Raw genomic sequence first — 18,412 nt, forward strand, 5'->3', positions numbered from 1 at the left:
CAAAGGGGGAAGTGCTTACTTATTATGAAACATAAACGACAAATGATGAAAATGCGTTGGTTGGGCGCAGCTATTATGTTAACGCTCTACGCATCATCGAGCTGGGCGTTCAGTATTGATGACGTGGCAAAACAAGCTCAATCTTTAGCCGGGAAAGGCTATGAGGCGCCTAAAAGCAACTTGCCCTCCGTTTTCCGCGACATGAAATATGCGGATTATCAGCAGATCCAGTTTAACAGCGATAAAGCCTACTGGAACAACTTAAAGACCCCTTTTAAGCTCGAATTTTACCATCAGGGGATGTACTTCGATACGCCGGTCAAGATTAACGAAGTGACGGCGACGACGGTCAAAAGAATCAAATACAGCCCGGATTACTTCAATTTTGGCAATGTTCAGCATGATAAAGACACGGTAAAAGATTTAGGCTTCGCCGGGTTCAAAGTCCTGTACCCCATTAACAGTAAAGATAAGAACGACGAAATCGTCAGTATGCTTGGCGCCAGCTATTTCCGCGTGATCGGCGCAGGCCAGGTATATGGCTTATCTGCGCGCGGCCTGGCGATTGATACCGCCTTACCATCTGGTGAAGAGTTTCCCCGCTTTCGCGAGTTCTGGATTGAGCGTCCAAAACCCACCGATAAGCGTTTGACCGTCTATGCATTACTCGATTCTCCGCGCGCGACCGGCGCTTACCGTTTTGTGATCATTCCTGGCCGCGATACCGTGGTGGACGTGCAGTCAAAAGTCTATCTGCGCGATAAAGTAGGCAAGCTGGGCGTTGCGCCATTAACCAGTATGTTCCTGTTTGGGCCAAACCAGCCGTCGCCGACGACCAACTATCGTCCGGAACTGCATGACTCGAACGGCTTATCCATTCATGCGGGTAATGGCGAGTGGATTTGGCGTCCGCTGAACAATCCAAAACACCTCGCGGTGAGCAGCTATGCGATGGAAAACCCTCAGGGATTCGGCCTGTTGCAGCGCGGCCGCGAGTTCTCGCGCTTTGAAGATTTAGACGATCGCTACGACCTGCGTCCAAGCGCCTGGATTACCCCGAAAGGCGACTGGGGCAAAGGTAAGGTTGAACTGGTTGAAATTCCGACCAATGATGAAACCAACGATAACATCGTCGCTTACTGGACTCCGGATCAACTGCCGGAACCGGGTAAAGAGATGAACTTCAAGTACACTCTGACCTTCAGCCGCGATGAAGATAAACTTCATGCGCCGGATAATGCCTGGGTGCTGCAAACACGCCGCTCAACGGGCGACGTTAAACAGTCGAATCTGATTCGCCAGCCCGACGGCACTATTGCCTTTGTGGTGGATTTCGTTGGCGCCGACATGAAAAAACTGCCGCCGGATACGCCCGTCGCTGCGCAAACTAGCATTGGCGATAACGGTGAAATCGTTGACAGTAATGTACGCTATAACCCAGTCACTAAAGGCTGGCGTTTAATGCTGCGCGTGAAAGTCAAAGACGCGAAGAAAACCACGGAAATGCGTGCCGCATTGGTGAATGCCGATCAGACGCTAAGTGAAACCTGGAGCTACCAGTTACCTGCCAATGAATAAAACAACTGAGTATATTGACGCACTGCTGCTTTCTGAACGTGAGAAAGCGGCATTGCCGAAAACTGACATCCGCGCCGTGCATCAGGCGCTGGATGCCGAGCATCGGACTTACTCGCGAGAAGACGATTCACCGCAGGGTTCCGTAAAGGCCCGCCTTGAACACGCCTGGCCGGATTCATTGGCGAAGGGGCAGTTAATTAAAGATGATGAAGGGCGCGATCAGTTGCAGGCTATGCCAAAAGCGACGCGCTCTTCGATGTTTCCCGATCCCTGGCGAACCAACCCGGTTGGCCGTTTCTGGGATCGTCTGCGTGGGCGGGATGTAACGCCGCGCTATGTTTCTCGTCTGACAAAAGAAGAGCAGGCGAGCGAGCAAAAATGGCGTACCGTCGGCACTATACGCCGCTATATTTTGTTAATTTTGACTCTGGCGCAAACCGTCGTCGCGACCTGGTATATGAAGACCATTCTGCCTTATCAGGGATGGGCGCTCATCAATCCTATGGATATGGTGGGGCAGGATATTTGGGTCTCCTTTATGCAGCTCCTGCCCTACATGCTGCAAACCGGTATCCTGATTCTGTTTGCCGTGCTGTTCTGCTGGGTGTCAGCCGGATTCTGGACGGCGCTGATGGGCTTCCTGCAACTGCTTATCGGGCGCGATAAGTACAGCATCTCCGCGTCTACGGTTGGCGATGAGCCCCTCAATCCGGAACACCGGACGGCGCTGATCATGCCTATCTGTAATGAAGACGTTAGCCGCGTTTTCGCCGGTCTGCGCGCGACCTGGGAGTCCGTTAAAGCCACAGGCAACGCCGCGCATTTCGACGTCTATATCCTTAGCGACAGTTATAACCCGGATATCTGCGTGGCGGAGCAAAAGGCGTGGATGGAGCTTATTGCGGAAGTGCAGGGCGAAGGCCAAATTTTTTACCGCCGCCGCCGCCGCCGTATGAAACGCAAAAGCGGCAATATTGACGATTTTTGCCGCCGCTGGGGCAATCAGTACAGCTATATGGTGGTGCTGGATGCGGACTCAGTGATGAGCGGCGAGTGTCTGAGCGGGCTGGTGCGCCTGATGGAAGCGAATCCAAACGCCGGGATTATCCAGTCTTCGCCGAAAGCGTCGGGGATGGATACTCTGTATGCCCGCTGCCAACAGTTCGCGACCCGTGTTTATGGGCCGCTGTTTACCGCCGGGCTGCACTTCTGGCAGTTGGGAGAGTCGCACTACTGGGGGCACAATGCCATTATCCGCGTGAAACCGTTTATCGAGCACTGCGCTCTGGCGCCGCTGCCGGGAGAAGGTTCGTTCGCCGGATCGATTCTTTCTCACGACTTTGTGGAGGCGGCGCTAATGCGTCGGGCAGGGTGGGGCGTCTGGATTGCCTACGATCTCCCCGGCTCCTATGAAGAGCTGCCGCCAAACCTGCTGGATGAGCTTAAACGCGACCGCCGCTGGTGTCACGGCAACCTAATGAACTTTCGTCTGTTCCTGGTGAAAGGAATGCACCCGGTGCATCGCGCCGTGTTCCTGACGGGGGTAATGTCATATCTGTCCGCGCCGTTATGGTTTATGTTCCTCGCGCTTTCTACCGCGCTGCAGGTCGTTCATGCGTTAACAGAGCCGCAATATTTCCTTCAGCCGCGCCAGCTTTTTCCGGTCTGGCCGCAGTGGCGTCCGGAACTGGCAATCGCGCTGTTTGCGTCAACGATGGTGCTGCTGTTCCTGCCGAAGCTGCTCAGTATTATGCTGATCTGGTGTAAAGGCACCAAAGAGTATGGCGGTTTCTGGCGCGTTACGCTGTCGCTGTTGCTGGAAGTGCTGTTCTCCGTGTTGCTGGCGCCGGTGCGTATGCTGTTTCATACCGTGTTTGTGGTCAGCGCGTTTCTCGGCTGGGAAGTGGTCTGGAACTCACCGCAACGCGACGATGATTCTACGCCGTGGGGAGAAGCCTTTATGCGTCACGGCTCTCAACTGCTGCTGGGGCTGGTCTGGGCGGTGGGTATGGCGTGGCTGGATTTACGCTTTCTGTTCTGGCTGGCGCCGATTGTCTTTTCGCTGATTCTGTCGCCATTTGTTTCGGTGATCTCCAGTCGTTCAACGGTAGGATTACGCACCAAACGCTGGAAGCTGTTCCTGATCCCGGAAGAGTATTCGCCGCCTCAGGTGTTGGTCGATACCGATAAATATCTGGAGATGAATCGCCGCCGTATTCTGGGCGATGGCTTTATGCATGCGGTATTTAACCCGTCGCTGAATGCGCTGGCGACCGCGATGGCCACCGCGCGTCACCGCGCCAGTAAGGTGCTGGAAATAGCCCGCGATCGTCATGTGGAGCAGGCGCTAAACGAAACGCCGGAGAAACTGAACCGCGATCGGCGTCTGGTTTTGCTCAGCGATCCGGTGACGATGGCGCGTTTACACTATCGGGTCTGGAATGCGCCAGAGAGATACTCTTCCTGGGTAAACCATTATCAGTCTCTCGTCCTGAATCCGCAGGCGTTGCAGGGACGAGCATCGTCAGCGGGATAAGGTCTTCAGGTCTGGAGTGAGGTGAAAAATACCGGCGTGATGCCGGTATTTTTATAGTGAAATGAGGTATCAGGTGCGTATATTCGCGGTGAGCATAATGGTGATTACCCTGAGCGGCTGCGGCAGTATTATCAGCAGAACGATCCCCGGACAAGGACACGGCAACCAGTATTACCCTGGCGTGCAGTGGGATATGCGTGATTCCGCATGGCGCTATATCACGATCCTCGATCTGCCCTTCTCACTGATCTTCGATACATTGCTGCTGCCGCTCGATATTCACCACGGGCCTTATGAGTAATTAACGCTCATCCCATTCGTCTGCCGCAGTACGGCCTTCCTCGGTATCAAGCGGGGATTCAAGCTGGAATTCCCCTTCATCCCATTCATGCAAGGTATTCTCTTCCTGCCACTCCTGGCGGATCTCTATCTCATCATAATCGCCGTCAAACACGCTCTGCGCGGCTTCACCACTCAGCATCGGCAGACATTCGCCATCTTCACCTTCATCGGCGAAAAATTCGACCTGCCACATGATGTCCCCATCCTGCAGTACATATTTCTGAACGTTGAACTGCTGCACATTCGCTTCATCTTGTTCGAGGCCTGGATGGTCAGCCAGAAATTCTTCCCGGGCTGCATCGATAGCTTCTTCCAGCGTGGCATACATGGTCATCAGTGTCTCCCTTTGATTTGACGAGGTATTTAGGGAAAGAATAGCTGATTCTGTGATATTGCAAGTATGAAAGCGCAAAAATCATTCTATTGCCAGTCTGCGCCGTCGTAAGCTGTTCCATGAATAGATAGCATTGAACAACACCACGCCTGCCGTGACGCAGAATACGGCGCGGAAGCCATAGCTCGCGGAAATTGCGGCGCCCATGAGAGGGCCGGTGACGTTGCCGATATCGCGGAAAGATTGGTTGTAACTGAATATGCGCCCGGCTATCTGGTTGGTAGAGTTGTAAACCAGCAGAGTTTGAACGGCTGGCAGCAGCGCGCCATCCGCCGCGCCAAGCAGAAACCGCAATAGCGCGAGCTGCCATGGCGTTTGCACAAAAGACATTGGAATCAGCAGCAGTACGGAAATAATCAGCGCGACGATAAGGATCTTTTCCGGGCCAATTCTGTCGCCGAGCTTGCCGAGCCGGGGGGCGCTAAGTAATGCCGCCACGCCGGGAACGGACGCTATCATCCCGCTAATGAACGCAATATTACTGACATTTCCCGCGAGTTCGCGCACATAGAGTGTCAGGATGGGCGCAATAGACCCCGTCGCCACCTGAATAATCAGCGTGGTGACAAACAGGCTTAACACCAGGCGGGGATTTTTTAACGAGGCGACCACTTCCCGAACGTGAAGCATCTCTTTTTTGCTCACCGGCAGGAAATTCTCGCGAATAAAAAAGAAGGTGAGCAGAAAACAGATAAACAACACGCTGGCGGTAATAAAAAAGACCGGGCGAAGGCCGTAATGGTCGGCGAGCAGACCGCCCGCAAGTGGGCCAAGCAGAGCGCCGCTGACGCCGCCAGTAGAGAGCGTCCCTAACGCCCAGCCGCTTTTGTGGCGCGGCACCTGAGTGGCGATGAGCGCATTGGCGTTGGGAATAAATCCGCCCAGCAGGCCTAATAACGCGCGGAGGATCAGAAATTGCCAGATATTTTGCGCCATGCCCATTAACAGCATCACAATGGCCATGCCGAGAGCGGAACGCAACAGCATGATCTTACGCCCTTTACGATCCGCCAGACCGCCCCAAAAAGGGGAAGCGATAGCTGAAAAGAGGAACGTAATACTAAAGACCAGTCCGGACCACATGTTGAGCGCGCTATGGCCTGTTACGCCGAGTTGCTCAACGTAGAGAGGGAGAAAAGGCATGACCAGACTGAATGCCGCGCCGGTTAAAAAACAGCCCAGCCAGGTAACGGTTAGATTGCGTTTCCAGTTTATGGGGACATCAGAGGGTGACATAGCGTTCCACAGTATGATGCGCGGTTTGCGCTATCATCAATTTAATTATGAGCGTACTAATTATAATTATGCGCCGACCTTACCAGCCTCGCAATGTGGGGAGCTTTTAAAGCTAAAAGAGGGGAAAAATTGCAGCCTGACGGCTGCAATCCTGTCAATAGCGCGACGGTACGCCTTCAGGGCGAGTTTTAAAGCGGCGATGCAGCCACATATACTGCTCTGGCGCCATCATAATGCACTGCTCAACAATCTTATTCATCCATGCGGCAGTCGCTTCTGCGCTCTCCAGTGGAGGCGAATATTCCGCAGGAAGAATGATCAGTTCGTAGCCTTTCCCATCGGGTTTACGGCGAGGCACGAAGGGGATAATACAGGCTTTAGACATGCGCGCGAGCATCCAGGTACCGGAGGTCGTGGCAGCCTGGTCGACAGCGAATAATGGTACAAAAACGCTGGCGCGCGGGCCATAATCGTGATCCGGCGCATACCAGATCAATTCGCCGCTTTTCAATGCCTTAACCATGCCTTTCAGATCTTTGCGATCCAACATCGATTTATTGGAGCGTAAGCGTCCCCAGGTCTGTAACCAGTCGAGCAACGGATTATCATTCGGGCGATAAACTCCGATACCCGGGTTATGCATACCAAACATGCGGGCGCCAAACTCAAGGGTAAGAAAATGTATTCCTACCAGAATGAACCCCAGCCCCTGCGCCTTAACTTCACGGATATGCTCCAGACCGCTCGCTTCCATCCAGCGGTTCACTCGCCGATCGGGCCAGAACCAGGCCATGCCGGTTTCCATCACGCCCATACCGACGGATTCAAAGTTTTTGACCACCATGGTGTGGCGTTCCTGCGCGGTCATTTCCGGAAAGCATAATTCAAGGTTGCGATAGGCGATTTTCGCGCGGCGTTTCATTACGCGTCGCGCCAGGTGGCCCAATGCGCAACCCAATTTATAGATGACCGGGTAGGGGAGTTGCACGACCAACCAAAGCGCGCCTATACCCAACCAGGTTAACCAATAGCGCGGGTGCAGTAAGGCCACGGAGAACTTAGGCAACTTCGTCATTTCTATCCTGTCTTTCAACGAACAATTCCCCGTATTCTCGCATCTTTTTGCGTTGAGCAAAAATATGTAGCAGGAGAGTGGCGATTAAATCGACAATTGTTGTTAATTATTTAGTGTAAAGCAGGAAATGTAGCGCAAAATGTGTGGATGTAAATTGGCGAGACTTGCCTTATCATGCCTGCCCACTTTATTTTTTGCTGATTGCAGGATACGTACACCATGCCAGTGTTACACAACCGCATCTCTAATGACGAGCTGAAAGCCAAAATGCTGGCGGAAAGCGAGCCGCGTACGACAATTTCTTTTTATAAATATTTCACTATCGCCTCGCCGCAACAGACGCGGGACGCGTTGTATCAGGTGTTTACGGCGTTGGACGTTTTTGGTCGCGTTTACCTGGCGCATGAAGGCATCAATGCGCAAATCAGCGTGCCGCAAAGCAAGCTCGAGACGTTTCGTCAACAGCTTTATACGTTCGACCCCGCGCTGGACGGGCTGCGTTTAAATATCGCGCTGGAGGATGACGGAAAGTCATTTTGGGTGCTGCGTATGAAAGTTCGCGACCGTATCGTCGCTGACGGTATTGACGATCCGACTTTTGACGCCAGTAATGTCGGCGATTATCTGAAGGCGGCAGATGTGAATGCGATGCTGGACGATCCTGACGCGGTCTTTATTGATATGCGCAACCACTATGAGTATGAAGTCGGCCATTTCGAAAATGCTCTGGAAATCCCGGCGGATACGTTTCGTGAACAGTTGCCAAAAGCGGTTGAAATGCTGCGGGAACATGCAGATAAAAAGATAGTGATGTACTGTACCGGCGGTATTCGTTGTGAGAAAGCCAGCGCCTGGATGAAACACAACGGTTTCAATAAAGTCTGGCATATTGAGGGTGGCATCATTGAGTACGCCCGTCGCGCGCGCGAGCAGGGGCTTCCCGTTCGCTTTATCGGCAAAAACTTTGTATTTGATGAACGAATGGGCGAACGAATCTCGGATGATATTATCGCGCATTGCCATCAGTGCGGCGCGCCCTGCGATAGCCATACCAACTGCAAAAACGACGGTTGCCATCTGCTGTTTATTCAGTGTCCGCAGTGCGCCAGTAAATTTAACGGCTGCTGTAGTGAACAATGCTGTGAAGAGTTGGCCTTGCCGGAGGAAGAACCGCGCCGACGTCGCGCGGGTCGCGAGAACGGCAACAAAATTTTTAATAAATCGCGTGGTCGGCTTAATAGCAAACTGAGCATTCCCGATCCGGCTGAGTAATATTTTGCCGGATAGCAGCGTAAAGGCCGCTATCCGGCATTTCGCCAGGCGTTACTTCTGCTGAACGCCTTCTACTGAGATGATAAGCTCAACCTCTTGTGAGGCCGGGCCGAGATCGGTAGTTATATTGAAATCCTTCAGCTTAATTTTTCCTTCGGCCTCAAAGCCCGCGCGCTTACCGCCCCACGGATCGTCGCCCTGGCCCATCAGCTTCGCTTCCAGCGTCACCGGTTTAGTCACGCCATTGAGCGTCAGATTGCCGGTAATATCCAGTTCATCGCCCTCTTTTTTCACGCTGGTAGAGGTGAAGGTTGCCTGCGGGAATTTCGCAACATTAAGAAATTCCGCGCTACGCAGGTGTTTGTCACGTTCGGCATGGTTAGTGTCGACGCTATTGGTGTTAATGGTCACGTTCACTTTGTCTGCCGATGGATTTTTTTCGTCAAAAGTGAACGTGCCGTCGAAATCTTTAAAGGTGCCGTATAGCCAGCTGTAGCCCAGATGCTGAATGCGGAAATTGACGAACGCATGTTGGCCTTCTTTATCAATTTTATACTCCGCCGCCACGGCGGAACCGGTCGTGAATAACAAGGATGCGAGGGTGAATCCCAGCAGGTTTTTTTTCATTTTTGAGCTCCATAGTCAGATGACGACATTCCTGTCATACGTTTCAGTGTGTCGTCTTTATCGATGAAATGGTGTTTTAGCGCCATAACCCCATGCGAGAGCGAGATAATGACCAGCGACCAGGCAATCCACAGATGCAGCGTTCCGGCGATGTCAGCCTGCGCACCCGCGTCCGTAAGCGTGGCCGGAATCTCAAACCAGCCAAAGACGCTAATCGGTTTACCGTCGGCGGTGGAAATCAGGTAGCCGCTAATGATTATCGCAAAGAGCAGGAGATACAGGAGGAGATGACCCGCGGCGGCGCCGGCGCGCGTTAAACGGGAATAGCTGGTCAACGCAACGGGCGGCGGAGAATAAAGCCGCCAGATAATACGCACGATCAGCGCCATCATCAGTAACATGCCAATACTTTTATGTATTTCCGGCGCCTGGTGATACCAGCCGTCGTAATAACTGAGCGTGACCATCCATAAACCCAACGCAAACATGCCATAGACCACCAGGGCGGTCAGCCAGTGGAGCGCGGCGGAAACCACGCCATAACGCTGTGGAGTATTTTTAAATTGCATAAACACACCAATGAATATTTCACGAGAGAATGAAAATGGCGTGGAAAAGCGCCGAATGCAACTTATAAATAAGAATTTGAATGATATTTATTTTTATTTCAATAATTTTGATGTTGTTTGCGGTTCAGCTTCAGAAGTTTCGAGATATTTCCCCCTGATAACCGCGCAATGGCAGGAACTGGCATTATTGCCGTGCTTAACGTTATGAAATAAAAAGCGAGGAACTTTCAGAAAGTGTCAGTTAACGTCAATGAAAAGCAATCAAAAGAAAAGGAGATAAACAATATCCATCACCGCCAGCAGCGACCAAAGAATAACGTAAAGCATGAAATGTTCGCGAATATTATTCATCAGAAAATGAAAGAGACGACGCATAGCTTACCTTAATAAACAGCCCCTTTACGGGGCCGACAAATTATTGGCTAAAACGGGAAAGCCGGAACGGCGTCAGATCAAAGGAGGGCGTTTTTCCCAACGCAAAATCCGCAGCGATTTCTCCTAACACCGGGGCGAATTTAAAACCATGTCCGCTGAGTCCAGTGATGACAAGCGTATTCTCATGGCCAGGCAGCGTATCGATAATAAAATCCTCGTCCGGCGAATTATCATAGGTACATGCCGCCCCATGTAAACAACCGCCGATACCCGGCAGTACGTTACGCAGGAAAGGAAATGCTTCCGCGCCATCGCTGGCAACGGAGGCAAAGGGCTTGCGCTCTTCCGGAGCCTGTATTAGCTGTCCGCCATTGTGTTTGCCGATTTTTAACTCGTCGTTCTCCGCCGGGAAACCGTAATATTGATCGCCGTTGGGCATTTCGCCGGCAAAGGCCGGAAAGCGGTTTTTAGTGCTGTAACGCCCATCCGCCTTAAACCAGGCAAAAACTTTACGTACGGGCTGAACGGGCAGCTCCGGTACCAGCGCTTTGACCCAGGTGCCCGCGCTAATCAGCGCTTTGCTGGCGTGGTAGCAGCCTTCACTCGTCTCTATCGTCACACCGTTATCATCATGGTGAATATGGCTTACCGGGCTGTTGAATAGCTGTGCGCAGCCTGCTTCTCGGGCCAGACGAAGCCATGTGGTAATGGCTAATTCGCTGCGCAGGAAACCGGAGTCAGCTTCAAACAGCCCGATATAATTATCGGGCACGCGAATTTCCGGCCAGCGCATCATGAGGGCCGTCGCGTCCAGGCGCTCGACGTTTAATTGCCACTGTTGCGCGCTTCGTGCGACGTTGGCTAAGAAAGCGGAGTCGGCCGGGCCGAGGTTAACGACGCCGGAGCGGACAAAAATAGGCTCTTCATTGTGTGTGGAGAGTTCATCCCAAAGCGCCTGGGCGCGAAGCACCAGCGGGACATATTTTTCGCCTTCACCATAAGCGTGGCGGATAAGTCGGGTATCGCCGTGATGGCTGCCCTGTTGATGAGGCGGCATATGCGCATCGGTCATCAGGACCTTTAGCCCGGCGCGGGTGGCGTAATAACCAGCGGCGGCGCCAACCGAACCGCTGCCGATAATAATAAGGTCGTATTTCATCAGCTTCTCTCTGCTATCGCGATGATTTCAGGGTAAATAACTGCGCTGAGATATACAAGCCAGAAATAAGTGAGGCACCTTACGGTGCCTGAGAGAGGGGGAGCGCGTCACGCTAATGGCGACGATACTCGTTTTCCTGGTAATCACCTGATTCTATTTTGGCGATGCCGGCTTCTAATATTGAAATAAATTGCCTGGCTACATCTGTCGTTAACCAGAGCGTTTGACCAACTTCAGTCCCTTCCGGTTCCGGACGATTTGGGGTCTGGTAGTGCAAACGCAGCATCAGCGCATCATAGCTATCGACGGTGCTGATGTCCCATCCTACAAGCGGATGGGTCTGAATGACTTCATTATTCTTTTCCATCATGCCCCCCTGGTACGTGTTATAAGACAACGGTTCTCGAGGTTCAATGCGTGTTTTTCTTCTGAAGCAACTTCAGTATACCAATTAATAAGGCTATTCACTGCGTTTTTAAAGAGACCGGAGGATAAATTTCTCTTTTTAAGAATTATATGAACAATAAAGCGGCAGTTCATTCATATTTTTTTAGGATGTTGTGCAATTATTTTGACGGTCAGGCGAAATATTCATCAGTTGCGCAAATAAAAAAGCCGGGGCGACCCGGCAAACATACATCACTGCATATCATTTTTTATTCATTGATGAACCAGTCATCAGCGCTCTCCCAGGTCTCCTGGAGAATCTCGCTAATGCGTTCTTTGTCCTCTTTTGATGCGCCAATGACGGACAAGTTGTTGGCGGTAGCGTAACGCACGGTGACGTTACCCAAATTCTCAGGAAAATGATGGCTAATACGGCGGGAGAGTTCGCCCGCCAGCGCATCAATCGCACCGGCAGGCAGAGGTGACGTTTTGGCTATAGTGACTTCAATACGCATAATGGCCCCCTGTTGAATATACTGGATATATATACAGTTAAATCCAATATATAGCAACAAGTAAGCGCATTTTTTATTTTTTTACTGACCAGCGTACTGTTTCACCCGCTAAAAAAGGCACCAGCGAATCATCAGCCAGCGCGATATTTTCCGGTATCTGTTGTTCATCGCGAACCAGTTCCACCCACCCCGTATTCACCGGCAGGCCATAGAATTGCGGGCCATTGAGTGAACAGAACGCTTCAAAGTGCGCCAGCGCGTTCATTTCCTCAAACACGGCGGCATAACTGCCAAGGGCGGAGGGGGCGTTGAAACAACCGGCGCAGCCGCAACTGGTCTCTTTACGATGACGTGAATGCGGCGCTGAATCCGTCCCCAGGAAGGCGCGCGTAAAACCACTGGCGACCAGGTCGCGTAACGCCTGCTGGTGAATATTGCGTTTCAGAATCGGTAGACAGTACAGGTGAGGACGAATGCCGCCGACCAGCATATCATTACGGTTAAACATTAAATGTTGAGGCGTAATGGTAGCCGCCAGGTAGTCGTTGCCGTCACGGACATACTGCGCGGCATCTTTGGTCGTGATGTGCTCAAAGACCACTTTAAGCGCGGTCAGACGCTGGCGTAGCGGTTCCATTACGGTGTCGATAAAACGCGCTTCACGATCGAAGATATCAACCTCCGCATGGGTCACCTCACCGTGGACCAGCAATGGCATTCCGAGTTTTTCCATCCGCTCCAGTACCGGCATGATAGCGTCGACTGACGTTACGCCATGACTGGAGTTAGTGGTGGCATTGGCCGGGTAAAGCTTAGCCGCAGTAAACACGCCTTCATGGAAACCACGCTCCAGTTCATCGGCATCGAGCGAATCCGTTAAATAGCAGGTCATTAACGGCGTGAAATCATGCCCGGCGGGCACCGCATCGAGAATACGCTGGCGGTAGGCGATCGCTGCATCAACGGTCGTGATGGGGGACGCCAGGTTCGGCATCACGATAGCGCGACCATAAATTTCGCTGGTATAGGGTACGACCGTTTTTAACATGTCGCCATCGCGAAGGTGAACGTGCCAGTCGTCCGGGCGGCGGATCTTTAAAACCTGGGATGGTGCAGTCATTAATAAGCTCCGGCTGAGGAATAGTCTTTTTGCCGGAAACAAAGGATAAGCGGAAACGTTTTCGTTTGCACGTAAAAAAAGGGCGCGAGCGCGCCCTCGATATCAATTGGTGAAAGGAATAACGATTTCACCAGGTTTAACTTCAATGCCTTTCGCGAGTTTCTTCGCTAACGCTTCGCCTTTACTGCTGTCCTCACGCAACACGTAAGCGGGGCGCTGGTTAAAGTAGCTACGTAAAGACTGATTTAAATAAGGCAGGAGCGTTTGTAGCACCGATTGCATTTTCTCCGGCGTCACGGTGGCGTCTACTACTTCCATCTCCTGAAGATAGATGGCGCCTTTTTCTTTATCAAAGACCGGCAGGGCTTTTAGCTTGAGTTTCATCGTCGCTTTTTGACTGCCAAACAGGGAATTCATATCCAGCCTGGCATCGCCAGTAAGGGTGACTTTATTAGGCTCTTCCCGACCAATCTGGCTGACAAGGTTAGTCAATACGATATGCGCGTCGGCAATGCCGGGCAGACCAATATCTTTTGAGAAATTATTCCGTTTTTCAAGCGCTTGATTGATTTCTTGTTCGCTAATGGTGTATTGCGTAAGTTGATTACAGCCCACTAACAGGCCGCTAACTACCAGCGCAGCGGCAAAAAAAAACTTTTTCATGGCGTTCCTTAGCATGTTGCCTATGCCCTAATCTTGACACAAAGCAGCATGTCGCGCCAGCGGACATGGCGCCACTAGAAAAAGCTGAAAAAGGCGGCAAGAAAGGGTTGCCGCCTGGCGGGCGTTAGATAGCCATTGAGGAGAGTAAATTAATTTGCGTCTGCTTTGCCATATTATCGCGATAGTCCGCGACTTTTGTCGGCCAGTGGATACCGGCGACCAGCGTCAGATTACGCAGAAGCGGAAACAGATGAATATCATCTTCCGATAATTCGCCGTTAACGGCGTTAGGCTGTACGATGAGTTTATCCAGCAAACGTAAATCATCGCCGATCTTTTTAATCAGTCCGGCAGAGTGCGCAAGATGATTGTCAAAACTGCCAGATGAGGCTTCTTTTTTGCGGATAAAATACTGGCGCGCCGCAGGGGTAGAAAATTCATCGAAAGCGGATTTTGCAAATCGCGGCAGCAGTAGCTGATTAACGTAACCGTTAACTTTGCGCAACCACTCTTCAATGGCTGGATTGCGTTTCCCGGTTAACAGCGGTTTGCCGTCGAGGTTGTCGACATAATGTACAATATCCATACTTTCAGGAAGGTAGCGACTATCATCTTTTTGCAGGATGGGCACCATCTTTTGACCAATCATCCGGGTGGGCGTCGCCTCGTCGTCATTTTGTAACACGTTAAGTTCAACGGGGATGTTCTTCAGGCCGAAAATCATGCGGGCTTTAACGCAGAAAGGGCAATGATCGTAAATATAAAGCTTCACGTTTCTCCTCCATTTGACTGTCGGTTCCTGACCAGTATGGAGGAGATAGCGACAGGTATCAAATCAGGCGCCGGGTTCCAGCATCCGGCGCGGCGTGCGTTTATGACTAAATTGCCAGCCTAAAGCCAAAAAGGTGATAAAGCCGATAATACCGAGCATCATCCACGGTAGTTCAGGCTGCGCAAGCGCTTTACCCATATCAAACAACCAGCCGCCGCCGATATAACCAATCGCGCCGCCAATGGCTAATCCCAGACGGCTAAAGCCCATATAGCTTCCCCGCGCCCTCGCGTCCGCGAGCGACGCGCTGAGCGTTTCGCGCGCCGGTTCGGCGATAACCGAGCCGATGTAGAAAGCGCAAATAAGCGTAAAAAGCTGCTGTAAATTGCCCACCATCCCGATGGGGATCATGCTCAGCGACATGACGAGCAAACCAGCCATCAGCCGATGCTCCAGCCGAAAACGCTTTTCGCTCCAGCGGGCAATCGGGTAGAGCAACGTCAGCGAGAGACACGCTTCGATAGCGTACATCCATTTCACGGCAGCAGGCGAACCGGCGATATCGTTTACCATAATCGGCAGCATTAACATGACCTGTACCGCCAGCATATAATAGCCCGCCAGCGTCAGCACGTAGGTGACAAACCTTTTATCGCTCATGACGCGGCGCATTCCTTCACGCACCGGCGTTCTGACCGTTGATAGCTTCCAGGCCGGAAGCAGCCATGCGTTGAAAAGGGCGCATAATATGAACAAAATAGCGCCTGTCGCGCAGACCAGACGAAAATCGTATTGTAGCAACCAGCTTCCCAGTAGCGCGCCAATCACCGCACCCGCGCTGTCCTGCATCATCAACAGAGAGAAGAAGCGGCCCCGTTGCTCCGGACGAATTAATTTGACCACCAGCGCTGAGCGCGGCGGGTCGAAAAGCGTACCGCCGAGACCGGAAAGAAAGCAGGAAAACCACAAGAGCCAGGGCTCATGCGCGATACCCATGGTGGCAAAGCCGGCGGCGCGCATCAGCATACCGGTGACAATCATCGGTTTCGCGCCAAAGCGATCGGCGATGGCGCCGCCAAAAATGCCCAGACCTTGTTGAATAAACTGGCGCAGGCCGAGTGCGATCCCTACCATTACGGCAGCCCACCCCATTTGATCGACAAAGCGAATAGAGATGAGCGGGAATACGACGAAAAAACCCAGCACCACCAACATGTTATCGATGAGAAGAAAATATTTACCCAGGTTCCTCGCCTGCGAGACGCGCGACATTTCCCCTCCCGGGAAATAATAGATGAGCGTCTTCTATTCTGCGGCGGCGTTTCGTTTTTTCCTACCGTTAGCGGGACAATATTTTTTTATCAAAAGTCCTTTTTAATCGAGAGTTTTCATCAAAATGTGGCAGCAATTCAAAAAATGACGATTTGCGCTTTTCACAGAGCCTGGTTGCGCAGGTATAGTAATGTTACTGGCGTGCTGAAGACGTTACAGGAAGGAGTAGGTATAGAATGTTTGGCTATCGTAGTAACGTGCCAAAAGTGCGCTTAACCACCGATCGTCTGGTGGTACGTTTAGTGCATGAGCGTGATGCCTGGCGTCTGGCCGATTATTACGCGGAAAATCGTCATTTTTTAAAACCCTGGGAACCGGTCCGTGATGAAAGTCATTGTTATCCTTCAGGATGGCAGGCGCGTCTGGGAATGATCGGTGAATTTCACAAACAGGGCTCCGCCTTCTATTTCGCGCTACTTGATCCGGAAGAAAAAGAAATTATCGGCGTGGCGAATTTTTCCAATGTGGTGCGCGGTTCTTTTCATGCCTGTTATCTGGGCTATTCCATTGCGCAAAAGTGGCAGGGGCAGGGGCTGATGTTTGAAGCCTTAACCGCTGCGATTCGCTATATGCAGCGCACTCAGCATATCCACCGTATCATGGCGAACTATATGCCGCACAACAAACGTAGCGGCGCGTTGCTGGCGCGGCTTGGCTTTGAAAAAGAAGGCTATGCGAAAGATTACCTGTTGATTGATGGACAATGGCGCGACCATGTCCTGACGGCGTTAACCACGCCGTTATGGACGCCGGGGCGTTGAGCGGCTTACGGAATGAGAGGCAAAGGGAGAAAACGATGAAATATGAATTAACCGCCACTGAAGCGCGAGTGATTGGCTGTCTGCTGGAAAAGCAGGTGACAACGCCGGAACAGTATCCGCTTTCCGTCAACGGGGTGGTGACAGCCTGTAATCAGAAAACCAACCGTGAACCGGTGATGAACCTGACGGAACAAGAGGTACAAGAACAACTCGATAACCTGGTGAAACGCCACTTTTTGCGTACGGTCAGTGGGTTTGGCAATCGCGTCACCAAATATGAACAGCGTTTCTGTAATTCCGAATTTGGCGATCTGAAACTTAGCGCGGCGGAAGTGGCGCTCGTCACTACGCTGCTGCTGCGCGGCGCGCAAACGCCCGGCGAGTTGCGTAGCCGGGCGTCGCGGATGCATGAATTCAGCGATATGGCGGAAGTTGAATCCACGCTGGAACGGCTTGCCAGTCGTGAGGACGGCCCGTATGTCGTCCGTCTGGCGCGTGAACCGGGTAAGCGCGAAAGCCGTTATATGCACCTTTTTTGCGGCGACGTCGATGAACTGTCTCTCCAGACGTCTGCGCCGGAAAGTGCGTCGGGCGATCTTCAGTCGCGCGTCGAAGCGCTGGAAAGCGAAGTGGCGGAGTTAAAGCAGCGGCTGGATTCTTTGTTAGCTCACCTGGGGGAGTAATGTGAGAACATTACGGATTGGCATTGTCGGATTAGGCGGTATTGCGCAGAAGGCCTGGCTGCCGGTATTAACCAACACCGCCGGATGGACATTACAGGGCGCCTGGTCTCCTTCGCGGGATAAAGCCTTACGTATCTGCGAAAGCTGGCGCATACCGTATGTGGATTCGCTGGCGAATTTAGCGTCCGGCTGCGATGCGGTCTTCGTCCACTCCAGTACCGCAAGCCATTATGCCGTGGTCAGCGAACTTCTCAATGCCGGCGTGCATGTTTGCGTGGATAAACCGCTGGCGGAAAATCTACGTGATGCCGAACGGCTGGTGGCGCTGGCGGCGCAAAAAAAATTGACGCTGATGGTTGGCTTTAATCGCCGTTTCGCGCCGCTGTACCGCGAACTGAAGACGCGCCTCGGCACTGCGGCATCACTGCGTATGGATAAACATCGTACCGATAGCATCGGGCCGCACGACTTACGTTTTACTTTGCTCGATGACTATCTGCATGTCGTGGATACCGCTCTGTGGCTGGCGGGCGGCGAGGCGCGCCTTGCCAGCGGCATGTTGCTCACCAGCGAGTCCGGCGAAATGTGCTATGCGGAACATCATTTTTCCGCCGACAAACTACAAATTACCACCAGTATGCACCGGCGCGCCGGAAGTCAGCGTGAATCGGTCCAGGCCGTCACCGACGGCGGGCTGTATGACGTGACGGATATGCGTGAATGGCGCGAAGAGCGCGGGCAGGGTATTCTCATCAAACCCATTCCGGGTTGGCAAACGACGCTTGAACAGCGTGGTTTTGTCGGATGCGCGCGGCATTTCATTGACTGCGTACAAAATCAGACGGTTCCGGAAACGGCGGGGGAGCAGGCGATTTTGGCCCAGCGCGTCGTGGAGGCGCTGTGGCGGGACGCCATCAGCGAATAACCCTCTGTAACATCTGGCGGTAGTAATTCATCGTAATCCAGGTACTATACCCTCAATAATTCGAGTTGCAGAAAAGCTAACGCACATGCAG

The 18,412-nt window shown here is 52.3% G+C and carries 20 protein-coding genes; 7 read left to right on the forward strand and 13 right to left on the reverse strand.

The genetic code is table 11. The annotated features are described in order from the left end of the window. Nucleotides 1-42: 42 nt before the first annotated feature. From mdoG to J4614_RS00730, 3 genes are all read left to right on the forward strand, one after another. Nucleotides 43-1,578, forward strand: a complete 1,536-nt coding sequence (mdoG, locus tag J4614_RS00720; protein WP_001562609.1) for a glucans biosynthesis protein MdoG — start codon at nucleotides 43-45, stop codon at nucleotides 1,576-1,578. Then, a complete protein-coding gene (gene mdoH / locus J4614_RS00725; RefSeq protein WP_061376513.1) occupies nucleotides 1,571-4,114 on the forward strand; it encodes a glucans biosynthesis glucosyltransferase MdoH in 2,544 nt (847 codons plus the stop codon). Before mdoG ends, mdoH begins: the two co-directional genes overlap by 8 nt. Before the next feature lie 73 nt (nucleotides 4,115-4,187). Then, complete coding sequence (locus tag J4614_RS00730; RefSeq protein ID WP_001217832.1) at nucleotides 4,188-4,415, forward strand: YceK/YidQ family lipoprotein; 228 nt, start codon at nucleotides 4,188-4,190, stop codon at nucleotides 4,413-4,415. Here J4614_RS00730 and J4614_RS00735 read toward each other — a convergent pair whose 3' ends face one another. From J4614_RS00735 to J4614_RS00745, 3 genes are all read right to left on the reverse strand, one after another. After that, complete coding sequence (locus J4614_RS00735; protein ID WP_208293022.1) at nucleotides 4,416-4,790, reverse strand: MysB family protein; 375 nt, start codon at nucleotides 4,788-4,790, stop codon at nucleotides 4,416-4,418. A gap of 81 nt (nucleotides 4,791-4,871) precedes the next feature. Continuing rightward, nucleotides 4,872-6,086 (reverse strand): multidrug efflux MFS transporter MdtG, encoded by a 1,215-nt coding sequence (gene mdtG / locus J4614_RS00740; RefSeq protein WP_000075053.1) that lies wholly within the window; start codon nucleotides 6,084-6,086, stop codon nucleotides 4,872-4,874. Between the two features lie 154 nt (nucleotides 6,087-6,240). Next, nucleotides 6,241-7,161, reverse strand: coding sequence for a Kdo(2)-lipid IV(A) acyltransferase (locus J4614_RS00745; protein WP_000163977.1), 921 nt, complete (start codon nucleotides 7,159-7,161; stop codon nucleotides 6,241-6,243). A gap of 219 nt (nucleotides 7,162-7,380) precedes the next feature. Here J4614_RS00745 and J4614_RS00750 point away from each other — a divergent pair, with 219 nt between their 5' ends. Beyond that, a complete protein-coding gene (locus J4614_RS00750) occupies nucleotides 7,381-8,433 on the forward strand; it encodes a rhodanese-related sulfurtransferase (protein ID WP_208293023.1) in 1,053 nt (350 codons plus the stop codon). 51 nt (nucleotides 8,434-8,484) lie between these two features. Here J4614_RS00750 and J4614_RS00755 read toward each other — a convergent pair whose 3' ends face one another. From J4614_RS00755 to mdtH, 10 genes are all read right to left on the reverse strand, one after another. Further along, nucleotides 8,485-9,060 (reverse strand): YceI family protein, encoded by a 576-nt coding sequence (locus tag J4614_RS00755; RefSeq protein WP_000739886.1) that lies wholly within the window; start codon nucleotides 9,058-9,060, stop codon nucleotides 8,485-8,487. Next, on the reverse strand, nucleotides 9,057-9,629 hold the full coding sequence (locus tag J4614_RS00760) for a cytochrome b (protein ID WP_208293024.1): 573 nt from the start codon (nucleotides 9,627-9,629) through the stop codon (nucleotides 9,057-9,059). Before J4614_RS00760 ends, J4614_RS00755 begins: the two co-directional genes overlap by 4 nt. A 261-nt stretch (nucleotides 9,630-9,890) precedes the next feature. Next, nucleotides 9,891-10,004 carry a YceO family protein gene (locus J4614_RS00765; protein WP_001253282.1) on the reverse strand — a complete coding sequence of 38 codons (114 nt, stop codon included), beginning with the start codon at nucleotides 10,002-10,004 and terminating at the stop codon, nucleotides 9,891-9,893. A gap of 40 nt (nucleotides 10,005-10,044) precedes the next feature. Continuing rightward, a complete protein-coding gene (solA, locus tag J4614_RS00770) occupies nucleotides 10,045-11,163 on the reverse strand; it encodes an N-methyl-L-tryptophan oxidase (RefSeq protein ID WP_001529132.1) in 1,119 nt (372 codons plus the stop codon). Nucleotides 11,164-11,275: 112 nt separating this feature from the next. Then, the gene (gene bssS / locus J4614_RS00775; RefSeq protein ID WP_000414441.1) at nucleotides 11,276-11,530 is read right to left on the reverse strand and encodes a biofilm formation regulator BssS; all 255 of its coding nucleotides are present in this window, start codon (nucleotides 11,528-11,530) and stop codon (nucleotides 11,276-11,278) included. Nucleotides 11,531-11,819: 289 nt separating this feature from the next. Continuing rightward, nucleotides 11,820-12,065: a DNA damage-inducible protein I gene (dinI, locus tag J4614_RS00780; protein ID WP_001217763.1), complete on the reverse strand. Its 246-nt coding sequence runs from the start codon at nucleotides 12,063-12,065 to the stop codon at nucleotides 11,820-11,822. Nucleotides 12,066-12,138: 73 nt separating this feature from the next. Continuing rightward, a complete protein-coding gene (pyrC, locus tag J4614_RS00785) occupies nucleotides 12,139-13,185 on the reverse strand; it encodes a dihydroorotase (protein WP_000126600.1) in 1,047 nt (348 codons plus the stop codon). Nucleotides 13,186-13,287: 102 nt separating this feature from the next. Further along, nucleotides 13,288-13,848, reverse strand: a complete 561-nt coding sequence (locus J4614_RS00790; RefSeq protein ID WP_000713057.1) for a lipoprotein — start codon at nucleotides 13,846-13,848, stop codon at nucleotides 13,288-13,290. Nucleotides 13,849-13,972: 124 nt separating this feature from the next. After that, entirely contained in the window at nucleotides 13,973-14,620 is a 648-nt protein-coding gene (grxB, locus tag J4614_RS00795) for a glutaredoxin 2 (protein ID WP_000780893.1), read from the reverse strand. A 63-nt stretch (nucleotides 14,621-14,683) separates the two neighbouring features. Beyond that, nucleotides 14,684-15,892: a multidrug efflux MFS transporter MdtH gene (gene mdtH / locus J4614_RS00800; protein ID WP_000092174.1), complete on the reverse strand. Its 1,209-nt coding sequence runs from the start codon at nucleotides 15,890-15,892 to the stop codon at nucleotides 14,684-14,686. 236 nt (nucleotides 15,893-16,128) lie between these two features. Here mdtH and rimJ point away from each other — a divergent pair, with 236 nt between their 5' ends. From rimJ to J4614_RS00815, 3 genes are read left to right on the forward strand one after another with little or no spacing between them, the layout of a single operon-like run. Beyond that, the gene (gene rimJ / locus J4614_RS00805) at nucleotides 16,129-16,713 is read left to right on the forward strand and encodes a ribosomal protein S5-alanine N-acetyltransferase (RefSeq protein ID WP_000468204.1); all 585 of its coding nucleotides are present in this window, start codon (nucleotides 16,129-16,131) and stop codon (nucleotides 16,711-16,713) included. 35 nt (nucleotides 16,714-16,748) lie between these two features. Next, on the forward strand, nucleotides 16,749-17,396 hold the full coding sequence (locus tag J4614_RS00810) for a YceH family protein (RefSeq protein ID WP_000873047.1): 648 nt from the start codon (nucleotides 16,749-16,751) through the stop codon (nucleotides 17,394-17,396). 1 nt (nucleotide 17,397) lies between these two features. Further along, nucleotides 17,398-18,321: a Gfo/Idh/MocA family oxidoreductase gene (locus J4614_RS00815; protein ID WP_001259724.1), complete on the forward strand. Its 924-nt coding sequence runs from the start codon at nucleotides 17,398-17,400 to the stop codon at nucleotides 18,319-18,321. The last annotated feature ends 91 nt before the right edge of the window (nucleotides 18,322-18,412 follow it).

Origin of the sequence: Salmonella sp. 32031103-2018-00083-FB-01-SM-01, from assembly GCF_017571995.1 — a bacterium.
Taxonomy (GTDB): domain Bacteria; phylum Pseudomonadota; class Gammaproteobacteria; order Enterobacterales; family Enterobacteriaceae; genus Salmonella; species Salmonella enterica.

What these genes read in the sequence shown, in the direction of transcription:
- J4614_RS00760 (WP_208293024.1), bottom strand. Translation starts at nt 9,629, where the DNA reads ATGCAATTTAAAAATACTCCACAGCGTTATGGCGTGGTTTCCGCCGCG.
- J4614_RS00765 (WP_001253282.1), bottom strand. Translation starts at nt 10,004, where the DNA reads ATGCGTCGTCTCTTTCATTTTCTGATGAATAATATTCGCGAACATTTC.
- bssS (WP_000414441.1), bottom strand. Translation starts at nt 11,530, where the DNA reads ATGGAAAAGAATAATGAAGTCATTCAGACCCATCCGCTTGTAGGATGG.
- mdoH (WP_061376513.1), top strand. Translation starts at nt 1,571, where the DNA reads ATGAATAAAACAACTGAGTATATTGACGCACTGCTGCTTTCTGAACGT.
- J4614_RS00810 (WP_000873047.1), top strand. Translation starts at nt 16,749, where the DNA reads ATGAAATATGAATTAACCGCCACTGAAGCGCGAGTGATTGGCTGTCTG.
- dinI (WP_001217763.1), bottom strand. Translation starts at nt 12,065, where the DNA reads ATGCGTATTGAAGTCACTATAGCCAAAACGTCACCTCTGCCTGCCGGT.
- rimJ (WP_000468204.1), top strand. Translation starts at nt 16,129, where the DNA reads ATGTTTGGCTATCGTAGTAACGTGCCAAAAGTGCGCTTAACCACCGAT.
- J4614_RS00745 (WP_000163977.1), bottom strand. Translation starts at nt 7,161, where the DNA reads ATGACGAAGTTGCCTAAGTTCTCCGTGGCCTTACTGCACCCGCGCTAT.
- J4614_RS00750 (WP_208293023.1), top strand. Translation starts at nt 7,381, where the DNA reads ATGCCAGTGTTACACAACCGCATCTCTAATGACGAGCTGAAAGCCAAA.
- mdtG (WP_000075053.1), bottom strand. Translation starts at nt 6,086, where the DNA reads ATGTCACCCTCTGATGTCCCCATAAACTGGAAACGCAATCTAACCGTT.
- solA (WP_001529132.1), bottom strand. Translation starts at nt 11,163, where the DNA reads ATGAAATACGACCTTATTATTATCGGCAGCGGTTCGGTTGGCGCCGCC.
- pyrC (WP_000126600.1), bottom strand. Translation starts at nt 13,185, where the DNA reads ATGACTGCACCATCCCAGGTTTTAAAGATCCGCCGCCCGGACGACTGG.
- J4614_RS00755 (WP_000739886.1), bottom strand. Translation starts at nt 9,060, where the DNA reads ATGAAAAAAAACCTGCTGGGATTCACCCTCGCATCCTTGTTATTCACG.
- mdtH (WP_000092174.1), bottom strand. Translation starts at nt 15,892, where the DNA reads ATGTCGCGCGTCTCGCAGGCGAGGAACCTGGGTAAATATTTTCTTCTC.
- J4614_RS00790 (WP_000713057.1), bottom strand. Translation starts at nt 13,848, where the DNA reads ATGAAAAAGTTTTTTTTTGCCGCTGCGCTGGTAGTTAGCGGCCTGTTA.
- mdoG (WP_001562609.1), top strand. Translation starts at nt 43, where the DNA reads ATGATGAAAATGCGTTGGTTGGGCGCAGCTATTATGTTAACGCTCTAC.
- J4614_RS00735 (WP_208293022.1), bottom strand. Translation starts at nt 4,790, where the DNA reads ATGACCATGTATGCCACGCTGGAAGAAGCTATCGATGCAGCCCGGGAA.